This is a genomic window from Mesorhizobium newzealandense, from assembly GCF_042682145.1.
GTDB lineage: Bacteria > Pseudomonadota > Alphaproteobacteria > Rhizobiales > Rhizobiaceae > Mesorhizobium > Mesorhizobium newzealandense.
The window spans coordinates 88,868-109,037 of sequence record NZ_JBHUGZ010000016.1 but is presented as its reverse complement, the minus strand read 5'-3'; the positions used below and the strand labels follow the sequence as shown (position 1 = coordinate 109,037).

Genomic DNA, 20,170 nt, shown 5'->3' with positions numbered 1-20,170 from the left:
CATGTGACTTTCGACAGCCACACTATGGCACCTCGATGCCGGGAGCGGAGGCCGTCCACCACATCAGGTCACTGCCAGTCACTGGTGTCGGTGACCCTGGCCTCGCGCGAAGTGCCGGTGATGGTGGGCCTTCGGCTCTTCTTGCCCGACACCTGGACGAAGGATCCCGAGCGGATGATGCGGGCGCGCGTTCCGAAGGAACGACAGGTCGCTCTGACAAAGCCGGAGATCGCCATCGAAGAGATCGATCGTGTCATCGCCTCCGGCGTGCGTTTCGGCTGCGTGCTTGCCGACGCGGGCTACGGGTCGAGCAGCTCTTTTCGTCAGGCTTTGAGTGAGCGCGGTCTGCTGTGGGCGGTAGGACTATCGCGACGCCAAAACGTCTATCCGGCCGATGTTGATCTGATCTTCCCGGTCGCGACCACCGGTAGGCGCCGCCAATATCACATCCCGGACCAGCCGCCGGTCTCTGCCGAGGTGATGCTGTCTGGTGAGAAATGGCACAAGATAGGCTGGCGGCGCGGCACTAAAGGTCGGCTGACATGCTTGTTTGCGGCTCGCCGTGTCTGCGTTGCGGATGGTCATAAGCACCGGATGCTCGACAATCGCATGCAATGCATGCCAGGCGACGAGGTCTGGCTTGTCGGCGAACGCCGGTCGACTGGCGAGCAAAAATACTATGTGTCGAACCTGCCGGCCGATGCCAGCCTCAAGATGCTCGCCGCCGCGATCAAGGCGAGGTGGGTCTGTGAGCAGGCACATCAGCAATTGAAGGAGGAACTCGGCCTCGACCACTTCGAAGGCCGATCATGGACTGGATTACATCGACACGCCTTGATGACCAAGATCGCCTACGCCTTTCTCCAAGCCCGCCGCCTCAAAGCGGCGGGACGGAAAAAAAGAGTCGGCGGACCACCACCTCAACCGAGCATGCCAGCAGTTAGACAAGCCATTCTCGACCTCTTCACGCGGCCGCCACCCCGCAGATGTCCTCACTGTCAGAAACTACTCGCAGACGCGGTCAAACCAAAACTGCCAAAGTAGTGCTTCTGTAATGGGCCTTCTGTAATGGGCCTTCGTTCGTCAAGTCCCCTCTGAACGATATCTCGTCGCCAGGATCATGCTTCTGTCCGTGGTCAGCGCGAAGGCCGCCACACTATGCCATCAGATCCAGAGCTGACAGGTCAATCTAGCAAGCGTGGTTTGCCGAAGCATTCACAGCACTACACACGACCTTGCCAAGCCCTCGTCCCGGCGACGGGACCTCAGGAGAGCGGTGCCGTTTCGGCTCGCTCCGAACGCTCTATCTCCTATGTCATCGCTGCGGCCTTGCATCTTCGCAGCGGTCGCGGGTCCGACGCCATGGAATTTGCGCACGGGCAGGGCTTCGACAAAGGCGGGCCCGTGGCGAGGCGTGATGACGAACTGGCCGTTCGGCTTGTTCTGATCGGACGCCATCTTCGCGAGGAACTTGTTGTAGGAGATGCCGGCAGACGCGGTCAGCCCGGTCACGGCGAGGATCTTCGCCCTGATCATCTCGGCGATTGTCGCGGCCACTGAAATATCGTGGCGGTTCTCCGTCACATCGAGATAGGCTCGTCGAGCGAGAGCGGCTCAATGAGATCGGTATGTTCCGCGAAAATCTCCCGTATCTGAGTTGAGACCGCGCGGTAAACGTCGAAACGCGGCGGTACGAAGATCAGCTGTGGGCATTGGCGGTGTCCGTACGACCTTCCATATGCCGCTGCTTCTTGCGGCTGTTGGCTTGCGAGAACAGCCGACCCATGAGCTTGATGAACATCGTTACAGCGTCATCGGTGAGCTTCTGGCCGAGCTTGATTGCTTGAGCCACGATCAGAGCGTGACGGCGACTTGCGTTGAAGTCGTTGGCAAGCCAAGCCGGCGTGGCGTTGCCTTCGCGGATCATCTGATCCCAACGTCCCGAAGATATGCGCGCTTGAAATTTCGGGTCGATCTCCAGCGTCCGCAGGAATGCAATCCGTTCGGTCAGTCCGACCAGGTTGGATGCACCCGGCGCTTCTGGCGCCGATCGCAGCCAATGAAAGCGCGTCTGCCCGATTGTCGGGTCAACCTCCAGAAGACGGTCGAGGTCTTGTAGCCTATCAGACGAAATGCCTTCGATCAGGGTCCTTTCCGCCCGCCGACGAGCGATAGCGCGAGCCGCGAGCCCCATCCGCTCGATAATGTTGGCCGCCGGGAGCAGCGAATTTCGATGGCGGAGCTCCGCCAGAATGGCACCAGCAATCGAAGTACCGGCGTCTGTTGTTGAGGCCACCTCGATTGCCGACAGCAATGCGGCACGCCGATCTTCGGCTGCTGCGTTTCGCTTCTGCAGATAACCCAGGAGGTGAGCAATGTGATTGCTGCGGGTCTCCTCACGACGGGCATACAGCCTAAATGCGGTGGAGCTTGCGCCTACTTGCTCGGCAACATAGTCCAGCATCGCTTTCGGCGGAACCTCGTTAGCCAACAGTGGCCGGCCGGGGTAGCGCATCAAGCAGAGTTGGATCGCGAAGCCGAGCTGATTGTGTTCGCGCCGCCGTAGCTGGATTTCCAGCAAATCGGCCGGTGAAAGAGAATAGTGACTGATCAGACCGTCTTCATCGACCGGAATGTCGAATAGCGTCTTTCGCTCATGTTCTTTGAGAAGCGCTCGTCGGGCCACTTTCCACTCCACTCCAGAACGGTAGTGGCCAAGCCTCTGTCCAAATCGGCCTAACGGTACAGAAGGCAAATGGCGTATCCACAGCGAACATCCGGGCGTTCACTCTTCGTTCGATCTTAGCGCAAGATTCTGCACAGCTCTTGTTCCGGCCCCGGGATGCTGGCTGGCGCGTTCATGGCCGCCGAACAACATAGCTTCGGACGCACGGTCGGAGCCTGGCTCGCCGACGCACTGCTGGCGCAGCGGCTAGGTTGGCCGCAGGCGATGCCATTGATGGGCGCGGAGGTGGCTTTGGGCTCAAGTCCCGGCCGCTCCCGCCTTTCGTCAACTGCCATTGCGGCGAGCACCGAGGATGAAGCCGACCGTGCGAAGGGTCTGCTCTGCGCACAGGCGCGCGCTGCACTACGCGCCATCGATCTTTCCGCCGAGCTCGAGCGCCGCGCGGACCGGCTGCTTGCCGTTGCGCCGAAACTCAGGGCCAAGGCGGCGGATCTTGTTGTCGATAAGCTGCTGTCCGACGATGCGACCGTTGCCTCGGAAAAGATCGCAGGCATGAGTGACCGCGGTCTGCGCCGCCTGTTCGACCGGCTGGTCGAACTCGGCGCCGTGCGCGAGCTGTCCGGCCGCACCACGTTCCGTATTTGCGGGCTCTGACGATAATGGTCGAGGCGGCGCGCGCGAGAAGGGGGAAAGGTCGATCAGCTGACCAGCTGTTTGACCGGGAACTGGATCATCTGCCGCCGGAGGCGCGCTGGCGCGAATGGATGAACCGCGTCGAGGCCACCATTTTTGCCGCCAGTGAACCGGTCGGTCGCGAGGCGCTGGCGCGCGTCGTCGGCAAAAGCTGCAGCGTCGATCTTCTGATCGACGATATTCGCGAGGAGCTGCGCGGTCGACCCTATGACCTGGTTTCGGTCGCCGGCGGCTGGAAACATTTGACCCGGCCGGTCTATGCCGACGCCATCCGCGCCGCTGTAGGCAGCAATGAAAAGGCGTCCGACCGATAGCGTCGCCTCAACATTTTCGGCGGACTTTACGGGCATGAGCCTGCACCCGCCCACCGATATTATGACGCTCCGATACAAGCGTCATCGTTTTCCTGCCGAGATCATAGCGCATGCGGTGTGGCTCTACTTCCGATTTCCACTGAGCCTGCGTCATGTGGAAGATATTCTGGCCGAGCGCGGCATCGAAGTCTCGTTCCAGACTGTCTTGGAATGGGCTGCCAGGTTCGGCCGCGGATATGCCCGCTCCATCCAGCGGCGGTCCAGAGGTAGTTTTGCCGACAAGTGGCATCTCGACGAAATGGTCGTTGCTATCAAGGGCAAGAAATTCTGGCTGTGGCGGACCGTCGATGCCGATGGCTATGTTCTCGATGCCTTGATCCAGAGCCGCCGAAACAAGAAGGCGGCCTTGAAGCTGATGCGAAAGCTGCTGAAAGGGCAAGGCATCACGCCGCGCGTCATGATCACCGACAAGCTCAGATCCTACGATGCGGCCAAAAGGGAAATCATGCCAGGTGTCGAGCATCGATCGCATAAGGGGCTGAATAACCGAGCGGAGAATTCTCATCTGGCTGTTCGACGGCGAGAACGAGGTATGATCCGGTTCAAGTCGGCACGACAATGCCAGCGCTTCGTTTCCATCCATGGCCCGATCGCCAACCTCTTCAATCTCCACCCGAAACATCTGATAGCCGCCGATCACCGCGACATTCGAGCCGCCGCTATGGCGGTCTGGAGGCAAATCGCTTTGTCGACAGCCGCGTGAAGAGGCCACATCGGGGGCATCCCGTGCCCAACCCAAGTTAAGGCGACGCCACCATCCTGTCTTACCGGGTCAGTTCTCAGTGGCAATCAACAGAGACGTCCATGTTCGGAATCTGACACACTGACGCACAAGCATTCCGCGTTGCGGGCCGATACACGTGGTTTTGCCCCCTTTATCGCACAACCTCTTTGTTGGCCCGCCGATTGCATGGGACACGGTGGAGAACCATTACGAAGATTGCGATCTGGCGGTCTCCGACAGAGGAGGTCCATGTGAAATGTGCTCAACCGATGCAGCTCCATGCGATATCTACTGGACTGTTGGGTGCTGCACCGCCAATCGAAGGTTTTCCGTGTTCGACGCGGGCGCCGCTGTCGTTCACCCAGCCGCGGCTTGGTTCCTTTCTTGTCTGTCGGCGGCAGCGAGACCTCGCCCATGCAACTGCGGGCTTCGCCTTCGCGGGAAGCTGGACGAGGGGCCGCAGTGGGCCTTGGACGATTGGTGGCGCGCCATGAGACGCTACACACCGTTGTGCTTGGGGCGGAGCCCTGCCATGACCTTGGGGCGCAGCCGAAACGGACTCGGCAGGCAATTTTGGTTCATTGCGAGGACCGGAGTATGAGCGATCGTAAGAGGGATGCGCGGACGACCTCGGCGCCGGCGCCTACATCGCCCACTAACTGGGACTCGCCGCACCGTACCGCTGCCATGAATTTCATCGAAGGGACGCGCGAGGTAACCAAGGGCGAGCTACAAGACCACAGTATCACGCGTTATCGTGTGACCAAATTCTATCGTGAACAAATCACAGACGGTGACTATTATGATCAGCTTAAACACATTGTCGAACCGACATTGAAAGAGTTTGAGAGTCCTGGCAATCTGGATACAAGCGGCGAGCACGACAACACGGTTTCACCCGGACTTCAACATAAGTATGCCCAGACGGGGTTGTTGCTGGTGACGGACCGTTGCGCTTCATACTGCCGTTATTGCTTTCGGAAACGCATTGTCGGCCATCAGTCCGATGAAATTGCAACAGATTTCAATCAGATTGCGCGATATATTAAAGATCACCCTGAGATGACCAATGTGTTGCTTTCGGGGGGAGATCCCTTCGTGCTCAGCACGGCCAAGCTTCACAAAATTCTTGATCATCTGCTGCCAATTCCACATCTCGACTCAATTCGGTTCGGGACAAAGATGTTAGCTTATCAGCCCAAGCGGTTCGAGGATCCAGCTTTGTCGGCTTTGTTCCAACGGATCAATGAAGCGGGTAAAGCCGCCGTGATCGTCACACACTTCGACCACATCGGTGAAATCTCCGTCAATGCGGAACGCAGCGTTTGTTCCTTGCGTGCAGAGGGTGTGCAGTTCCTGAACCAAACCGTGCTGCTTGCGAAAGTCAACGATGATCCGGAAATCTTGGCTGCCACTTTCGGCAAATGTCACGAAATAGGAGTTCGCCCTTATTATCTCTTTCAGGGCAGGCCGGTAAAAGGCGCATCGCACTTTCAGGTTTCGCTACGCCGCGGAATAGAGATTGTGCGCGGCATCAACCAACGTCTGAGCGGGATCCAAAAGACATTCAAATACATTATGTCCCACTACACAGGGAAGATCGAGATCCTCGACCTTGGAGCCGACGGCCGGGTGTATATGCGATACCATCAAAACAAGACTCCCGAAAAGATCGGAAAGATCTTTTCCCGGCCGCATCTTGAGGGCGCGGGCTGGCTGGATGATTTGCCCGAAGGATGAGATCGAAAGGCGCGGAATGCTGGCCGCCATACCCAGCTCGAGTGAACCAAAAGACCGCAGTTGCTTCCGTGGGGCAGCGCCATTCAGGCGATGGACGGCTTTCCCACTATGCGCTGAACGGACAGTCCATCTTGCTCCCGCCCTGCTTCTGGCCAGCGAAAGTTTCGCAATCGCGCTCGACGAAACGAAACGGTCTGCATCCGATCGTCGTGACTTTGACGAGCTTGCCGAGTGCGTTGAACCTCCTCCTGCGTTTCCCGAAACGGTGTTGGTAGAGGCCGGCCGTACCGGTGGAGAGCTGATCCCCATAAGCAACCAATCTCAAGCCAATGAACGTGACAACAGGCAACGTCAAAGGAGTAGCTCATGCGAGTAGCCATTGTGACGAATAGCGATTTTAACGGTGTAATTAACCGGTTCGGTCAGCCTCGTCCGCAGCAGCAGCAGCCTTACCCACAACGCGGCACGCTTGAAGAAATGGTGGCGGCACTTCAAGAGGGCGGCCACGAGACGCTAGTGTGTGAAGGCAATAAAGAACTCCTCGCCACGCTCGAGCGGTTTATGCCACCTGATCCGCAGGCCAGGCCCTCGGGAATGGTCTTTAACTTAGCGGATGGAATTCAGGGTGAAAAGCGTGAAATCCATGTTCCTGCCATGCTTGAGATGGCCGGTATTCCATACACTGGATGTAGCCCGCTCGGGATGGGGCTGACGGGCGACAAGGTCATTACCAAAATGCTCATCCGCGATCAGGGTGTAGCGACGCCGAACTTTCGAGTGATGGGTCGCGGCACGGAGAGTGCCGACGACCTGCGATTCCCAGTAATAGTGAAACCTCGCCACGAAGCCTGCAGCCTCGGATTGCAGCTCGTTCACGAACATTCTGAGTTAAGGCAGGCCGTGGAAGTGACTGTCACGCAATACGCGCAAGATGCGCTCGTGGAAGAATACATCGAAGGGCGGGAAATCTGTGTTGCGCTGCTTGGAAACGGGGAGCTCGAAGTGTTGCCTCTGGTGGAGCAGGACTTCGGCGATCGCGAAACGCGGCTTATGGATTGGGACGCGAAATACGTGGCGGCCGCAGCGGTCCCGAAGACTTGCCCGGCCCAAATCGACAGCCGGCTTGAGAAGACGTTACGGGATATTTCGGTTGCTACCTTCCGTGCCTGTCACTGCCGGGACTATGCTCGCGTCGATTTCCGGATCGATCGCTCCGGTCAGCCGTTTGTCCTAGAGATGAACTCGATGCCGTCGCTCACCATGCACTCCAGTTATGTTACTGCCGCAACGACCGCCGGACATAGCTTCTCGAGCTTGATCTATCGCATCCTCGATGTCGCCCACACCCGGTGTTTTGGAATCGGCATCCCCTAGGACCAAATTGTTTGATCCCAGGTTTTGATGGTTCATCATTGTCGTCCGTATCAAAGGATGTGCTAAGGGCCAGATTCTGCATGGGAGCGCCACGACGACAGAGGCGGTCCGTCGAGCGATACAACATAGTCAAGCGAGCCTGAGGACGCTTTCGAAGCGCTACGGCGTCAACCCCAAGACGGTCGCGAAGTGGAAGAAGCGGAGTTCAACCGCCGATCTGCCCACTAGCCCCAGGGAGCCGAGATCGACGGTTCTGTCTGTCGAGGAAGAGGCCATTATTGTCGCCTTCCGCCGGTGTCGAGACCGGTAACTTCTCTGGGGTTAGGCGGCGCGCAGAAGGGGCGGTTTGGGCTTGAATAATGGAGGCACGTTCGGTTCTGGCTGTCGGAACGGTGCCCGCAGCCGATCGCGAAGTTCGCCATTGATCTCCGCCGTCCTGACCTGCATGAGCATGTGCGCACCGTGGAGAGACCAGCGCATCTGCTGCTTCTTGACCATGCGTTTGCCGACAAGCGAATTCACTGCTGACTCGGCGAGGCTGGTGGCGACACGAAGCCCAGCTCGGTATCGCTTGCCATAGTTGACGATCGCGCCGCGGTTCGATCTGACATAGGTCAGGAGCTGCGAGCCGAGGCTATGAAGCCGTGCGATCGAGAACTCGCTGTCTCCTTGCGAATCCTTCACTCTCTCCAAGAGTTGCTCCAGGTCGCGGATCGCGCGATCGACGCGCCCATGCCACAGGCGCCACTTGACGGCTCTGATGTCCCTGTGGATGGTTGGAAGGGGCCTGGCACCGTCCGCGCGAGATCGAACCATGTGGTCGGCGATCTGCTGCATTGGTTGGAGCTTCATGGCGATGTGGAACCAGTCGATGATATGGCTGGTCGGCCTTGGCATGGCGCGGGGCAGGCGCTTCAGGATTTCGGCGCCATCCGAGATCACGGTGACGTCGCCAAAGCCGCAATATCCCTCTTGCTGAAGCGCGTGGAGCGCTCGATCTCGGATTGCGGTTTGGTCGGTGCTGCTGGTCACGAAATAGCGGCCACCGGGTTCGCCTCGACCGCCGCGACCGCATCTGGCTACAACGAGTTCGAAGTTTCGCGCTGCATTGGGATCGGCGCTTCGCACATGCGCTGTGTCGATGCTGATGATAAACTCTTTGCGCCGATCGCCGGGAAGCTCCATTTCGAGCTGGCGTCGATCATCAGCTTGCGCCCTTGCGCGCCGTTCTTCCTCTGCAACCTGCTCGTCCAGCCGTTCACCGATCCTGATGGTGCGCTTGCGCACGGTCGCATGCGTCTCGGTAGGCTCAATGGGCAGAAATTCGGTGAGCACTCTGGCGGCATCATGCTTCCCAGCCGCGCCGTCAGTTCCATCAGCTCGGGCGTCGCCCGATCCGGGCAGATTTCCTTCAGTGGCGCGAAAGCAACGACCATCCCTGGATGGCAATCCCCACACAGCATCCAGCGGGGATTGCGCACCTCCACCGTGCCGAACACAGTTCGGATCCGGCGCGCCGTATAGTCTTTGACCGGCCGGAACGTGTGGCAGTCCGGGCAAACCCGCCGAAACAGAGCATAGGCATTCACCTCCTGGTTTACGACCGCGCTCTGCAGCGCCGTCATGATCTTCTTGCCGTCTTCGATCGACAGGCCGATTTCGCCGTCGAACAGGCGCTCCCAGCTCTTGTCGACCCGGACCTCCCGACGAAAAACGTCGCCGAACTCGCTCTTTCCCTCGATTGTGATTGTCCACTCCACCGCCATCGTTGCTTCTCCGAACAAAGCGACGGTGATGAACTGCTCGGGCCTAACAATCCGTGCTCAACCCCAGAAAAATTACCGGTCTCGACCGCCTCCGCCACAGGATGGGCCTTGCGGTGGGAGACCGAGCCGGTTGCAGCCTGCAAACCATAGCCATCAGTCCTGATTCGGCAGGATCGTTTTACGCCTATTGCCATCCACTTTCGTTGTTGTTGGAGAGGCCGATCGGGACGCGCGGACTTTTCGAGTCCAAGTTCTCGATTTCAAGTGTGTGTTGAGATCCGCGAGATGAGCATCGAACCGGAGTAGAGATTCACGCGCAGCCTCCGCACCCCGTCCGGCGATCAACGCACCAAGCACTTCAGCGACCGCGAACGCCGGTGTCATCGAATGAAAGAACGAGGGACTCTTCGTCTGAACAAGAACGACATCGTCGGCAATACGAGCGAGCGGAGCAACCTCGCTGTCGGTAATGGCGACGATAGGTATGCGATGTTTATACGCATATTCAGCGATCTCAACCGTGACGCGCGTGTACGGGAACACACTAGTCGCGAAGAGCACGTCGTTGCGGGAGGCACGGGCCAACGCATCCGAACCGGTGCCACCGGTCGCATCGAGCATGACCGACTTTTCCCCAATCATTGAAAGAATATAATGCAGATGCCAAGCAGTTGCGTGGCTCGATCTCAGTCCGACGCAGAAGACGCAGTTGGCGGATGCAAGGCGTCTTGCCGTTGATACTATTGCATCAAGTTGAGACTCGGCTAGATGGACAATCTCGGCAGCTTGCGCCCGGAGAATTTCGCGCGCAAGGCCGTGATCGCCTTTACGCCTTTGAGCGATCGCTTGCACGTCGGCCTTTCCGGCGAATCCGAAGTCACCGCTACGAACGGCCTCAGCATAGATTTCGCGAAGTTCGTCGTAGCCGGTGAGGCCAAGATGCTTGGCCAGTCGCGTCATGGTAGCCGGCTGGACCCCGGCCAGGCGGGCCTGATCGCGCATTGATAATAGCGCTACGTCGTGCGGTTGGTCGATAATGTAGCGGGCCGCCAATTGGAACTGCTCCGACATTGTGTCAAAGCCCCCGATCAATCGCTCAGAAAGAGGTCCGTCAGCCATAACTCCTACCTAGCGCAGCGTCATAGCATGCGCAACATATGTTGCATCGCGCCAGGTCCTTCCGCGCCAGATCGATTGGTCCGAGCGGCAAGGAAGGATGGTCAGCCGTCCGCCATTGGTCGCAACGCACATTGCGGTCGGCCGTTCAATTTCGATCATTTGCACCGTCTGAGGCATTTGTCTCTTCGCCGAACTGGCGCGAGAGACGCCTCTCCCGGTGTTTCGGCCCTCTCGCGGTCAAGGATGATCCATACAACTCACTCGTGCAATGTTGAAACATGTGTTGCAAATCAAATTGCCTCTGTTATCGTGCCCGCCAACCGTGATCACTCGTCTAGCGGGTTATAGGAAGTACATAATGTTTGAAACGGTCGCCTATGGAATCCAGGACAGTATCGCTGAAATTCGTCTGAATCGTCCGCACCACCTGAACGCAGTGGTGCAGAAATTATACGACGAAGTTTTGGTAGCTCTCGATCAGGCTGAAAGAGACAAAAACGTACGCGTCATTGTCCTAACCGGAGAAGGCCGGGCGTTTTCTGTGGGCGCCGATTTGAAGGAGCACAAGGCGGGTCGCACGGCCTTCGATCGGCGACAATATCTCATGAGCGAACAAAGGGTGTGCAGACGTCTTGTCTCACACCCAAAGCCGGTCATTGCGGCGGTAAACGGCTATGCGCTTGGCGCCGGGGCCGAGATGGCTCTCGCTTGCGACTTTATAGTCATGGCCGCCTCAGCGCGGATCGGATTTCCCGAAATTGGCCTTGGCGCATTCCTGGGGGGTGGGGTTACAAACATCCTTCCACGGCTTGTCGGCCTCGCAAAAGCGCGTGAGCTGATCTTCCTCGGTCGGCAGATTGACGGAGGGGAAGCAGTCAGGATCGGACTGGCCTCACGCTGTATCCCCGACGAGGAGTTCGTTGAAGGCATCCGCACTTTGGCGAGCGAACTGTCAAAGAAGGCCCCATTCTCGATGCAGCTTGCCAAAGAGCAGTTGGCGTCAGCTGTTCACGGGACGTTCGACTCTGCTCTTACTGCTGAGCTTGAGGGCATGATGTTTTGTTCGACGACGCGCGATTGGCAGGAGGGTGTCGACGCCTTCGCGGAAAAGCGTTCGCCGATCTTTCGGGGGGAATAACATGGCGTCGCATGACCTCTTCAACATTCTGTCCCCCGACTCCATTGCGATCATCGGCGCATCCAAGAACCCGGCAAAGCGGGGATATCGGTCGCTAAGAAAACTCCTGGACGATGGCTATGCCGGGGCGATCTATCCGATCAATCCAAAAGAGAGTGAAATCTGCGGCATTAGGTGTCTGCCCGATCTGGGCAGCCTACCGGGGCCCGTCGACCTTGCGCTGGTCTGCACTCCAGCAGCGACGGTTGCTTCAGTCATCACCGAATGCGCCGCTAAAGGAGTGCGCGGCGCCGTGGTTCTGGCGGGTGGCTTTGGAGAGGCCGGAGACGACGGCAAGCGGCTCCAGGATGCAGTGCTAGCCGCTGCGCGCGCTGGCGGGGTGAGGATCATCGGGCCAAACACCTCGGGCATGTTCAATACTCACAAAGCCTGCAATCTCGTCGGCTTTTCGGACTTGCGGAAGGGTAGCATTGGCCTTTTGTCCCAGTCGGGCAACATGGCTCTGTCCCTCGTCACCGAAGCTCAAGCCAACGGGCAGGTAGGCTTGAGCACTTATGTGGGTGTAGGTAACGAGGCCGATATTCGCTTCGACGAGTACCTCGACTACTTTACGGCCGATCCCAAAACCAACGTGGTGATCGCCTACGTTGAAGGACTGAAAGACGGCCGCCGCTTTTTAAGCGCCTTGAGGCGGATCTCGCTGGAGAAACCAGTTGTCATTTACAAATCGGGTCGGACAAGTGCCGGACGCATTTCCGCGAAGTCTCATACCGGCGCTTTGGCTGGCGAATATGCCGTCAGCGAAGGTGTGCTGAGGCAAGCCGGCGCAATCCTTGCACATCGGTCCGACGAGATCCTGCCGATGGCGGAGGCGCTATCGATACTACCTCCCCTGCGATCGCGCCGCCTCGCCATCCTTGCGGACGGCGGAGGCCACGCGACAATTGCCGCCGACGCCTTATCTGAACACGGACTGCTGCTAGCTCCCTTGAGCGATGAAACGCAACGGCGGCTTGCGACGATGCTCCCTCCGGCCGCGTCGGTCATCAATCCAGTGGACGTGGCTGGGGGCACGGACACGGATCCGTCGGTGTTCGCCGCTTGCGCGGAGATTCTGTTGCAGGATTCGATGGTGGATGGACTTCTAATATCAGGTCTCTACGGCGGTTACGCGGTCCGTTTCTCACAAGACCTGCTCGCAGCAGAAATCGATGCCACGAACCTCATCGGCGCAATGCCACGCCGGTTCGGCAAGCCCGTAATCGTTCATAGCCTGTACGGTGCACTTCAGGCAAATCAGCGGCCGTTGCCACTCCTCGAGATGCACCGCGCAGGCGTCCCGGTGCACAGCTCCCTGGAAACTGCCGTGCGATGCATGCAGGCTTTGGCGGAGTGCGGTGAGGTGGGCCGCGCCTTTGCAGCGCTGCCGCCACAGCGGGCGCAGCACAGGAAAATCTTTGAGCAGGTTCTTGCGCGATGCAGAGCCGAGGGCAGGCGAGTAGTTTTGGAACACGAAGGGCGAGCCAGCCTGCGCGACTTCGGCCTGGATCTGGCTCCGGCTTTGCTGGCTCTCGATGAAAAAGAAGCCGAAGAGGCTTTTCTCCGTCTCGGCGCACAACCGGTGGCAATGAAAATCGTATCTCGCGATATCCTGCACAAGACGGAGGCGGGCGGCGTCAAACTCAATGTCGTAGACGTCGCATCGGTGCGCAGCAGCTTCCTTGAGATCGTCGCCAATGCTAGGGCTGCGGTAACCAATCCGAAAATTGCAGGCGTCCTCGTCACTCCGATGGCAGCAAAGGAGGGCGTCGAGATCATCGTCGGCGTCGTGCGCGATGCCTCATACGGTCCCATCATGATGTTCGGACTGGGCGGAGTCCTCGTCGAAGTTCTTGGGGATGTGGTGTTCCGCGCACTTCCGATCTCACGCGATGATGCCTTTGCGATGTTGGGCGAAATCAAGGCGCAAGCGGTTCTGGATGGCGTGCGGGGGGGAGCGCCGGTTGATCGAGACGCGCTCGCGGATTTTATGGTCAGTATTTCGGATTTCGTTGAAGCCTGCCCGGAGATCGACGAACTCGACCTCAATCCCATCCTTGCATATCCCAACGGTTTGACCGTGCTCGATGTGCGCATTCTTCTCACCGAGTCTTCCCCCGCGCGGTCGGTAGAGAAACAAAGGATCGAAGCATGACGGATCTGCCCAAGCTGATCGACTCGAAACTCGAAGTCAGCGACCGCGTCGCCTTGCTCGTGCTTGACCGGGATGACGTCCGCAACGAACTGACCGGGACGAGTTTGATAGACGACATTGTGCAAACGGTTGACTGGATCAATGGTGGGGCGGCCATCTCGGTTTTGCTCATTACAGGGGCTGGCAAGGCGTTTTCCGCCGGTGGCAACGTCAAGGACATGCGCGACCGTAAGGGAAGCTTTGCTGGCGATGTGTATGAGGTACAGGATCGTTATCGCCGTGGAATCCAACGGATCGCCTTAGCCACGCACCGGCTGGAGGTCCCTGTCATTGCTGCGGTCAATGGGGCAGCAATCGGTGCTGGTTTCGATCTGGCAACAATGTGCGACATCCGTATCGCAGCGGAGGACGCGGTATTCGGCTCCACGTTCATCAATCTTGGCATCGTACCGGGAGATGGCGGTGCCTGGTTCCTGCAGGATCTGCTCGGTCCCCAAAGGGCGGCGGAGTTGATCTTCAGCGGGCGTTTGGTGCGCGCCGAGGAAGCTCTACGACTGGGAATCGTTCTTGAGATCGCGACAGCGTCCGAATTGCGGTCGCAAGCCCTGCAGCTTGCTGCAAGTATTGCAGGAAAACCTCCTCAAGCACTTCGTCTCGCAAAACGGCTGCTGAAGGCAGCGCGGCGATTGGACCTGCCTGATTTCCTCGACCTCTGCGCAGTGTTTCAGGGCATGTGCCACAATACGCAGGACCACGCTGAAGCGGTCGAAGCATTTCTGGACAAACGTCCTGCCCTCTTTCAGGGGCGCTAGTACCTCTGCACAGAGGTTATGACGGGTTGAACCGGCTGAAGTTTGGGTAGGATGTCGTGGTCGACGAGCAGTTGGATGCTGCGCGCGACACCTGGTTGCCTGCGGATGAGGCCGGAGCGTTCGAGGGTTAGCACCATCTGGTGGACGGACGGCGGGGTGACGCCGAAATAGCGTTGCATGTCGCGTTCGGCCGGCGGCTGGCGGTTGATCTGCATATAAGCCCAGATGAAGGCGAGGTACTGGCCCTGTTTTTCGGTGAAGCTGGGACCCGCAGGCGTTTGCCCGTCAAGTAATTGATTCAATTTTCGATTCATCCGGAACCCTTGGCAACCGAGGAGGCTTTCTGGATGAATCTACGCTATCGTGTCGATCTCGACCAACCCGAACGCGATGAACTCACAGCGATGCTGGCAGGCGGCAAGCAGCCGGCTCGCAAGCTCAAGCGGGCGCAGATCCTGCTCGCCGTCGACGCGGGCTTGGGTGACGAGGCCATTGCCGCGACGGTGGTGGTCGGCGGCTCCACTGTCTATCGCACCAAGCGCCGCTTCGTGGAGATGGGTCTGGAGGCGGCGCTCAGCGAAGAGCCACGCGCAGGCGCGCAACGCAAGCTGACGGGCAAGGAAGAAGCCCTGCTGGTGGCCACCGCCTGTTCCAGTCCGCCGCCGGGCCGCGCCCGCTGGACCCTGGAACTGCTGGCCGGTGAGTTCGTCAAGCTGACCGATCACCAGGAACTGTCGCGCGAGACGGTGCGCCGACGCTTGGCAGACAACGATCTCAAGCCCTGGCGCAAGGACATGTGGTGCATCCCCAAGGTCGACGCCGAGTATGTCGCGCGCATGGAGGACGTGCTCGACCTCTATGCCGAGGCACCGGACCCGAAGCGACCGGTGGTGTGCTTCGACGAAAGCCCGACCCAACTCATCGGCGAGGTGCGACAGCCGATCCCGGCCGAACCGGGCCGGCTTGAGCGGTATGACTGCGAGTACAAGCGCAACGGCACCGCCAACCTGTTCGTCTTCCTCGACGCACACCGCTCCTGGCGCAAAGTCAAGGTCACCGAGCGGCGCGCCGCGGAAGACTTTGCCCATTGCATGCGCGACCTCGTCGATATCCATTACCCGCAGGCCGAACGCGTCAGGGTGGTGCTCGACAATCTGTCAACCCACTCGGCCGCCGCGCTCTACCAGGCTCTGCCTGCTTCAGAGGCGCGACGCGTCCTTCGACGGCTGGAATTCCACTACACGCCCAAACACGCCAGCTGGCTCAACATGGTCGAGATCGAAATCGGCGTCCTGCGCGGCCAGTGCCTCGATCGTCGCATCAATAGCTATGATCGCCTCGTCGCGGAGACCGCTGCCTGGGAGCACCTGCGAAACACCAGTGGCGCTCGCATCAACTGGATGTTCTCTACCGAAAACGCACGCCTTAAGATGGCCAAAGCCTATCCCAAGCCGACTTCCAAAGAGTCATAACCTCTGTGCAGAGGTACTAGCCCGGAAAATTCATGGAGGCTGGTGGATGTGGCGCAACCCGTTGAAATGACGTAGGATTTGGTTGCTTAAGCCGATCCGAACCATTTCCCGGAGACCACACCCGCCATATGAATGATCTTACGCTGCCGCTGAGCGGTTTGTCATCTGTTGGCGGCAAGTCCGTCGTCGCCCGTTTCGACGGCGGCATGCTGTCGTCCAACAGTGGGGTTCTGGCTCTGGCCGAGGTGGAAAAGCGGCTGCGTGTCGCCGAGCGTCTGGCGCGCTGCATCGATGATCCGCGCTGCCCGGACCAGGTCATCCATAGCGTGGCCGACATGATCGGCTTTCGCATGAAGATGATTGCCGCCGGCTACGAGGATGGCAACGACGCCAACCGGCTGCGCTGCGATCCGGTCTTCAAGATGGCCCAGGATGCGCTGCCTTCGGGTCGGGATCTGGCCTCTCAATCGACGATGTGCCGGCTGGAGAACCTGCCTGGCGTGCGGGAACTGGTCGTTATGGGCCGGGCGATGGTCGACCTCTATTGCTCTTCCTTCCGCCAGGTTCCGAAGCGGATCGTGCTCGACATTGACGACACTTTTGACGCCGTGCATGGCGGCCAGCAATTGCGGCTGTTCAATGCCCATTACGACGAATACGGCTTCCAGCCGATTGTTGTGTTCGATGGCGACGGCCGGTTCGTCGGTGCGGTCCTGCGACCAGCGAAGCGGCCGAGCGGGGCTGAAATCCGCCCCCACCTGCGCCGCCTGGTGCGGGCGATCCGGAGCACTGGCCGAACACCGGCATCCTTATCCGGGCCGACGGGCATTACTGCAGCCCGCAGGTCATCGACTGGTGCCGCGCCAACGATGTCGACTTCATCCTCGGCGTGGCGCCCACCACGACCCTGCGCAAGCATGTCGCGGACCTGGAAACCAGCACGATGGCGCGCTTCGAACGATGTCGATACCGGATCAATACTCCCCAGAAGTGCCGTTTGAATCTTCCCCAGTTTAGCGTTGCCGTCGGTCCTCCGGGGCGCGCCCCGGAGGACCGGCGGCGCGTCATCACCGATACTGCTCTCGATGGTCGAGAGGGGAATGTCGGGGATCAAACTCGGGGAGATAGTCATGATTTTAGATTTGCACCGGCAGGGATTGTCGGTGTCGGCGATCGCCAGACAGACCAACGTCGATCGAAAGACAATTCGTAAATATATTGAACGGGGTCTCGAAGCGCCTGCTTATGGACCACGCAAGCCGCGGGCGACGGTGATCGATCCATTCACGGCTTATCTACGTGAACGGGTTGCTGCCTATCCCGGCCTGAGCGGCCGGCGGCTCCTGCGAGAGCTGAACGATCGCGGATATGCGGGTGGCTACACGGCCGTCACGGACTTTCTCAGAGATGTTCGCCCGACCTCAGAACAGGGATTTGAAGTTCGGTTCGAAACAGCTCCCGGCGAACAGGCCCAGGTGGATTTCGCCCAGTTTCAGGTCATCTTCACCGATGAGCCGGCAACGCCCAGGATCGTCTGGCTCTTTTCCATGGTGTTGGGCCATAGCCGTCTCATCTGGGCTCGCTTCGCTATGCATAGGATCTTCCGACGGTGCTGCGATGCCATGTCGCCGCATTCGATGCAATTGGCGGCGTTCCACGCGAGATTCTCTACGACCGCATGAAGACTGCCGTCATCGGCGAAGGGGAAACCGGTGGCATTGTTTATAACCGTGCTCTGCTCGATCTTGCCCGCCATTACGGCTTTCATCCAAAGGCCTGCAAAGCATATCGCGCCAAGACGAAGGGAAAGGTCGAGCGACCATTCCGCTACATTCGTGAAGACTTTTTCCTGGCACGCTCGTTTCGCAACCTCGACGATCTTAACAGCCAACTGCGATATTGGCTTGACACGGTTGCCAATCCGCGTGTGCACGCGACAACGCAGCGCGTCGTCATGGAGGCCTTCGCCGAGGAGCGTCATCATTTGCGGCCTTTGCCTCTGGCTCCGTTCCGCTCCGTGTTGAGACTGGAGCGCAGGATCTCTCGAGACGGTATGGTCAGCGTTGGTGGAAACGCCTACAGCGTGCCCGACGCCACCAGGAGGCGTCTTGTCGAGGTTCATACCTTGGCCAATGAAGTTCGGATCTTCGAGGACGACACCCTCATTGCTGTGCATCCAGTGTTGGAGGGTCGTCACCAGCGTCGCGTCGAACCAGGACACAGAACCCTTCGCTCACTGCCGCGATCGCGGCCACACGTCAACAATGACGAGATCATTCTTCATGGAACCGGAGACAGGGTCACACAGCGGCCGCTCGCCTTCTACGACGCCGTCGCCAGAGCCATGGCACAGGAGAACCGCACATGAGCGCCGCTCTCGATTCCGTGCCGTCGATGATCGACCGCATTCGCCATGACCTTGTCGGCTTGAAGATGCCACGTGCCCTTGAAGCACTCGACCATATTGTCCGGCGCCTGGAGCAGGGCGAGCTGTCGGCTCTCGAAGCAATCGATATCCTACTTTCCGAAGAGCTGACCCTGCGCGAGAACAGCCGTATAAAAACCGCGCTTCGGATGGGTCGCCTGGCAACCATCAAAACGCTCGCCGGCTTTGATTTTTCTTTCCAGCCCTCACTCGATCGAGATCGGATCTTCACGCTGACGCAACTGGGTTTTGTCGACCGCCATGAGGTCGTCCATCTCCTTGGGCCGCCGGGAACCGGCAAAAGCCATCTGGCCGTGGCGCTCGGCGTCGAAGCTGTCAAGGCCGGCAAGAGCGTCTACTTCTGCACGCTGGCCGATCTCATCGCAGCCTTGTCGAGGGCCGAGCGCGAGGGACGGCTGCAAGAACGCATCCGCTTCTTCTGCAGGCCCAGTCTCCTGATCGTTGACGAGATCGGTTATCTCCCGGTCATCGCCGGCGGCGGCAATCTGTTCTTCCAGCTCGTCAACGCCCGCTATGAGAAAGGTGCGATGATCCTCACATCAAATCGCGGCTTTGCAGAATGGGGCGATGTCTTTGGAGACGCCGTGGTCGCAACGGCCCTCCTCGACAGACTTTTGCATCATGCCGTCGTCGTTCAGATCGAAGGATCAAGTTACAGACTGCGCCAACATGCCGAATTGATGCCCGAACACGTCCGTTCGAAAGCATTGATAACGCCACCGTCTTTCGCCCCGCCATCACGCGAACGCGGCAGACCCCCGAAAAATGCCCAATTCTCCACGTCGTCCGGAGCGGCATAATTGGGGAATTTTACTTCGGCAATTCTGCGGAAATTTCGCCCGGTATTGACAGCATCGAAGACGAACAAGGTCCGCCGCTTCAAGGAGTTTTTTGACGGCGCCGCCAGTTGGAGCCGCGTAGAGCGCATCATCGCCCGCGTCGAGGTCGGCGCCCAAGGTGCCGATACCCGCTTCATCGTCACCAACCTTGCGAGTGGCAAGGCCAAGGCGCTCTACGAGGATGTCTACTGCCGGCGCGGCGCTGCCGAGAACCACATCAAGTCGTGGAAGACGCATCTCGCCGCCGACCGCACCTCCTGCACAAGAGCGACGGCCAACCAGTTCCGGCTATTCCTGCATGCCGGCGCCTACTGGTTGATGTGGGGCTTGCGCGCCGCGATGCCGAAACGCTCCAGCTTTGCCGTCGCCCAATTCGACACGCTGCGATTGCGCCTCATCAAGATCGCCGCCCGCGTGGTCGAGATGAAAACCCAGATCCGCCTGCACCTGCCGACATCCTGCCCCGACCAGCGCATCCTGCGCATCGTCCTCAGCCGCATCCCGCAACTCGCGACATAAACGATGGGACGCAGACGTCCCGAAACAAACCCGCCGACCTCAACCCGCAAACCCCCGCCTTCCATCACGACGGATCATCGCCGGCGCCCGACGAGGCTTGTCAAAATGCACTCCGAGGGCGGCCAGATCGCCGATGCAGGCCGCCGAAAGCCGATCGCCGTGCATCAAGCGGGCTAGTTGCCACCGTTATCAGTGCGGCGTGCAGTTAGTACTGTTCGAGCAGATTCTCGCTGACAAGCGGTGGGCCAACTGTCGGTGCGACCGCTACCGAGGG

The 20,170-nt window shown here is 59.3% G+C and carries 10 protein-coding genes and 10 pseudogenes; 15 read left to right on the top strand and 5 right to left on the bottom strand.

Annotation, left to right across the window (positions count from 1 at the left end):
* Positions 1-63: 63 nt before the first annotated feature.
* Positions 64-1,055: pseudogene (locus ACFSOZ_RS23465) on the top strand (IS701 family transposase); the annotation flags it as partial.
* Between the two features lie 274 nt (positions 1,056-1,329).
* Here ACFSOZ_RS23465 and ACFSOZ_RS23460 read toward each other — a convergent pair.
* A pseudogene (locus tag ACFSOZ_RS23460) lies at positions 1,330-1,718 on the bottom strand (Y-family DNA polymerase); the annotation flags it as partial.
* A pseudogene (locus ACFSOZ_RS23455) lies at positions 1,709-2,686 on the bottom strand (DUF4158 domain-containing protein); the annotation flags it as partial. The pseudogenes ACFSOZ_RS23455 and ACFSOZ_RS23460, both read right to left, overlap by 10 nt.
* A 153-nt stretch (positions 2,687-2,839) precedes the next feature.
* On the opposite strand from ACFSOZ_RS23455, the pseudogene ACFSOZ_RS23450 reads away from it, so the two are divergent.
* The 6 genes and pseudogenes from ACFSOZ_RS23450 to ACFSOZ_RS23425 form a co-directional block, all read left to right on the top strand.
* Positions 2,840-3,340 (top strand): annotated as a pseudogene (locus ACFSOZ_RS23450) (DUF1403 family protein); the annotation flags it as partial.
* Between the two features lie 5 nt (positions 3,341-3,345).
* A pseudogene (locus ACFSOZ_RS23445) lies at positions 3,346-3,687 on the top strand (SMC-Scp complex subunit ScpB); the annotation flags it as partial.
* Between the two features lie 40 nt (positions 3,688-3,727).
* Complete coding sequence (locus tag ACFSOZ_RS23440; protein ID WP_379101823.1) at positions 3,728-4,456, top strand: IS6 family transposase; 729 nt, start codon at positions 3,728-3,730, stop codon at positions 4,454-4,456.
* Positions 4,457-5,164: 708 nt separating this feature from the next.
* A complete protein-coding gene (locus ACFSOZ_RS23435; RefSeq protein WP_379102023.1) occupies positions 5,165-6,217 on the top strand; it encodes a KamA family radical SAM protein in 1,053 nt (350 codons plus the stop codon).
* 366 nt (positions 6,218-6,583) lie between these two features.
* A complete protein-coding gene (locus ACFSOZ_RS23430; protein ID WP_379101821.1) occupies positions 6,584-7,591 on the top strand; it encodes a D-alanine--D-alanine ligase family protein in 1,008 nt (335 codons plus the stop codon).
* Between the two features lie 49 nt (positions 7,592-7,640).
* Positions 7,641-7,886, top strand: a pseudogene (locus tag ACFSOZ_RS23425) (IS481 family transposase); the annotation flags it as partial.
* Between the two features lie 26 nt (positions 7,887-7,912).
* Here the strand turns inward: ACFSOZ_RS23425 and ACFSOZ_RS23420 are convergent.
* Positions 7,913-9,357 (bottom strand): annotated as a pseudogene (locus tag ACFSOZ_RS23420) (ISKra4 family transposase).
* Between the two features lie 153 nt (positions 9,358-9,510).
* Complete coding sequence (locus ACFSOZ_RS23415; RefSeq protein WP_379101819.1) at positions 9,511-10,476, bottom strand: MurR/RpiR family transcriptional regulator; 966 nt, start codon at positions 10,474-10,476, stop codon at positions 9,511-9,513.
* Between the two features lie 358 nt (positions 10,477-10,834).
* Here ACFSOZ_RS23415 and ACFSOZ_RS23410 point away from each other — a divergent pair, with 358 nt between their 5' ends.
* The 3 genes from ACFSOZ_RS23410 to ACFSOZ_RS23400 are packed head-to-tail and all read left to right on the top strand — an operon-like array spanning position 10,835 to position 14,620.
* A complete protein-coding gene (locus ACFSOZ_RS23410) occupies positions 10,835-11,614 on the top strand; it encodes an enoyl-CoA hydratase/isomerase family protein (protein WP_379101817.1) in 780 nt (259 codons plus the stop codon).
* Position 11,615: 1 nt separating this feature from the next.
* Complete coding sequence (locus ACFSOZ_RS23405) at positions 11,616-13,808, top strand: acetate--CoA ligase family protein (RefSeq protein ID WP_379101815.1); 2,193 nt, start codon at positions 11,616-11,618, stop codon at positions 13,806-13,808.
* Positions 13,805-14,620: an enoyl-CoA hydratase-related protein gene (locus ACFSOZ_RS23400; protein WP_379101813.1), complete on the top strand. Its 816-nt coding sequence runs from the start codon at positions 13,805-13,807 to the stop codon at positions 14,618-14,620. The genes ACFSOZ_RS23405 and ACFSOZ_RS23400 overlap by 4 nt, the downstream gene beginning before the upstream one ends.
* On the opposite strand, the gene ACFSOZ_RS23395 is transcribed toward ACFSOZ_RS23400, so the two are convergent.
* The gene (locus tag ACFSOZ_RS23395; protein WP_245330990.1) at positions 14,617-14,922 is read right to left on the bottom strand and encodes a LexA family protein; all 306 of its coding nucleotides are present in this window, start codon (positions 14,920-14,922) and stop codon (positions 14,617-14,619) included. The genes ACFSOZ_RS23400 and ACFSOZ_RS23395 overlap by 4 nt on opposite strands.
* Before the next feature lie 45 nt (positions 14,923-14,967).
* Between ACFSOZ_RS23395 and ACFSOZ_RS23390 the strand changes: the two genes are divergently transcribed.
* The 5 genes and pseudogenes from ACFSOZ_RS23390 to ACFSOZ_RS23370 all read left to right on the top strand — a co-directional run.
* On the top strand, positions 14,968-16,092 hold the full coding sequence (locus ACFSOZ_RS23390; protein ID WP_095081716.1) for an IS630 family transposase: 1,125 nt from the start codon (positions 14,968-14,970) through the stop codon (positions 16,090-16,092).
* A 128-nt stretch (positions 16,093-16,220) separates the two neighbouring features.
* Positions 16,221-17,050, top strand: a pseudogene (locus ACFSOZ_RS23385) (IS1380 family transposase); the annotation flags it as partial.
* A gap of 127 nt (positions 17,051-17,177) precedes the next feature.
* Positions 17,178-18,460: pseudogene (gene istA, locus ACFSOZ_RS23380) on the top strand (IS21 family transposase).
* Entirely contained in the window at positions 18,457-19,338 is an 882-nt protein-coding gene (gene istB, locus ACFSOZ_RS23375; protein ID WP_379101811.1) for an IS21-like element helper ATPase IstB, read from the top strand. The pseudogene istA and the gene istB overlap by 4 nt, the downstream one beginning before the upstream one ends.
* Positions 19,339-19,896 (top strand): annotated as a pseudogene (locus tag ACFSOZ_RS23370) (transposase); the annotation flags it as partial.
* Positions 19,897-20,170 lie beyond the last annotated feature (274 nt).

Coding starts and splice junctions, on each gene's coding strand:
- ACFSOZ_RS23410 (WP_379101817.1), top strand. CDS start 10,835: ATGTTTGAAACGGTCGCCTATGGAATCCAGGACAGTATCGCTGAAATT.
- ACFSOZ_RS23440 (WP_379101823.1), top strand. CDS start 3,728: ATGAGCCTGCACCCGCCCACCGATATTATGACGCTCCGATACAAGCGT.
- ACFSOZ_RS23405 (WP_379101815.1), top strand. CDS start 11,616: ATGGCGTCGCATGACCTCTTCAACATTCTGTCCCCCGACTCCATTGCG.
- ACFSOZ_RS23390 (WP_095081716.1), top strand. CDS start 14,968: ATGAATCTACGCTATCGTGTCGATCTCGACCAACCCGAACGCGATGAA.
- ACFSOZ_RS23430 (WP_379101821.1), top strand. CDS start 6,584: ATGCGAGTAGCCATTGTGACGAATAGCGATTTTAACGGTGTAATTAAC.
- ACFSOZ_RS23400 (WP_379101813.1), top strand. CDS start 13,805: ATGACGGATCTGCCCAAGCTGATCGACTCGAAACTCGAAGTCAGCGAC.
- istB (WP_379101811.1), top strand. CDS start 18,457: ATGAGCGCCGCTCTCGATTCCGTGCCGTCGATGATCGACCGCATTCGC.
- ACFSOZ_RS23415 (WP_379101819.1), bottom strand. CDS start 10,476: ATGGCTGACGGACCTCTTTCTGAGCGATTGATCGGGGGCTTTGACACA.
- ACFSOZ_RS23435 (WP_379102023.1), top strand. CDS start 5,165: ATGAATTTCATCGAAGGGACGCGCGAGGTAACCAAGGGCGAGCTACAA.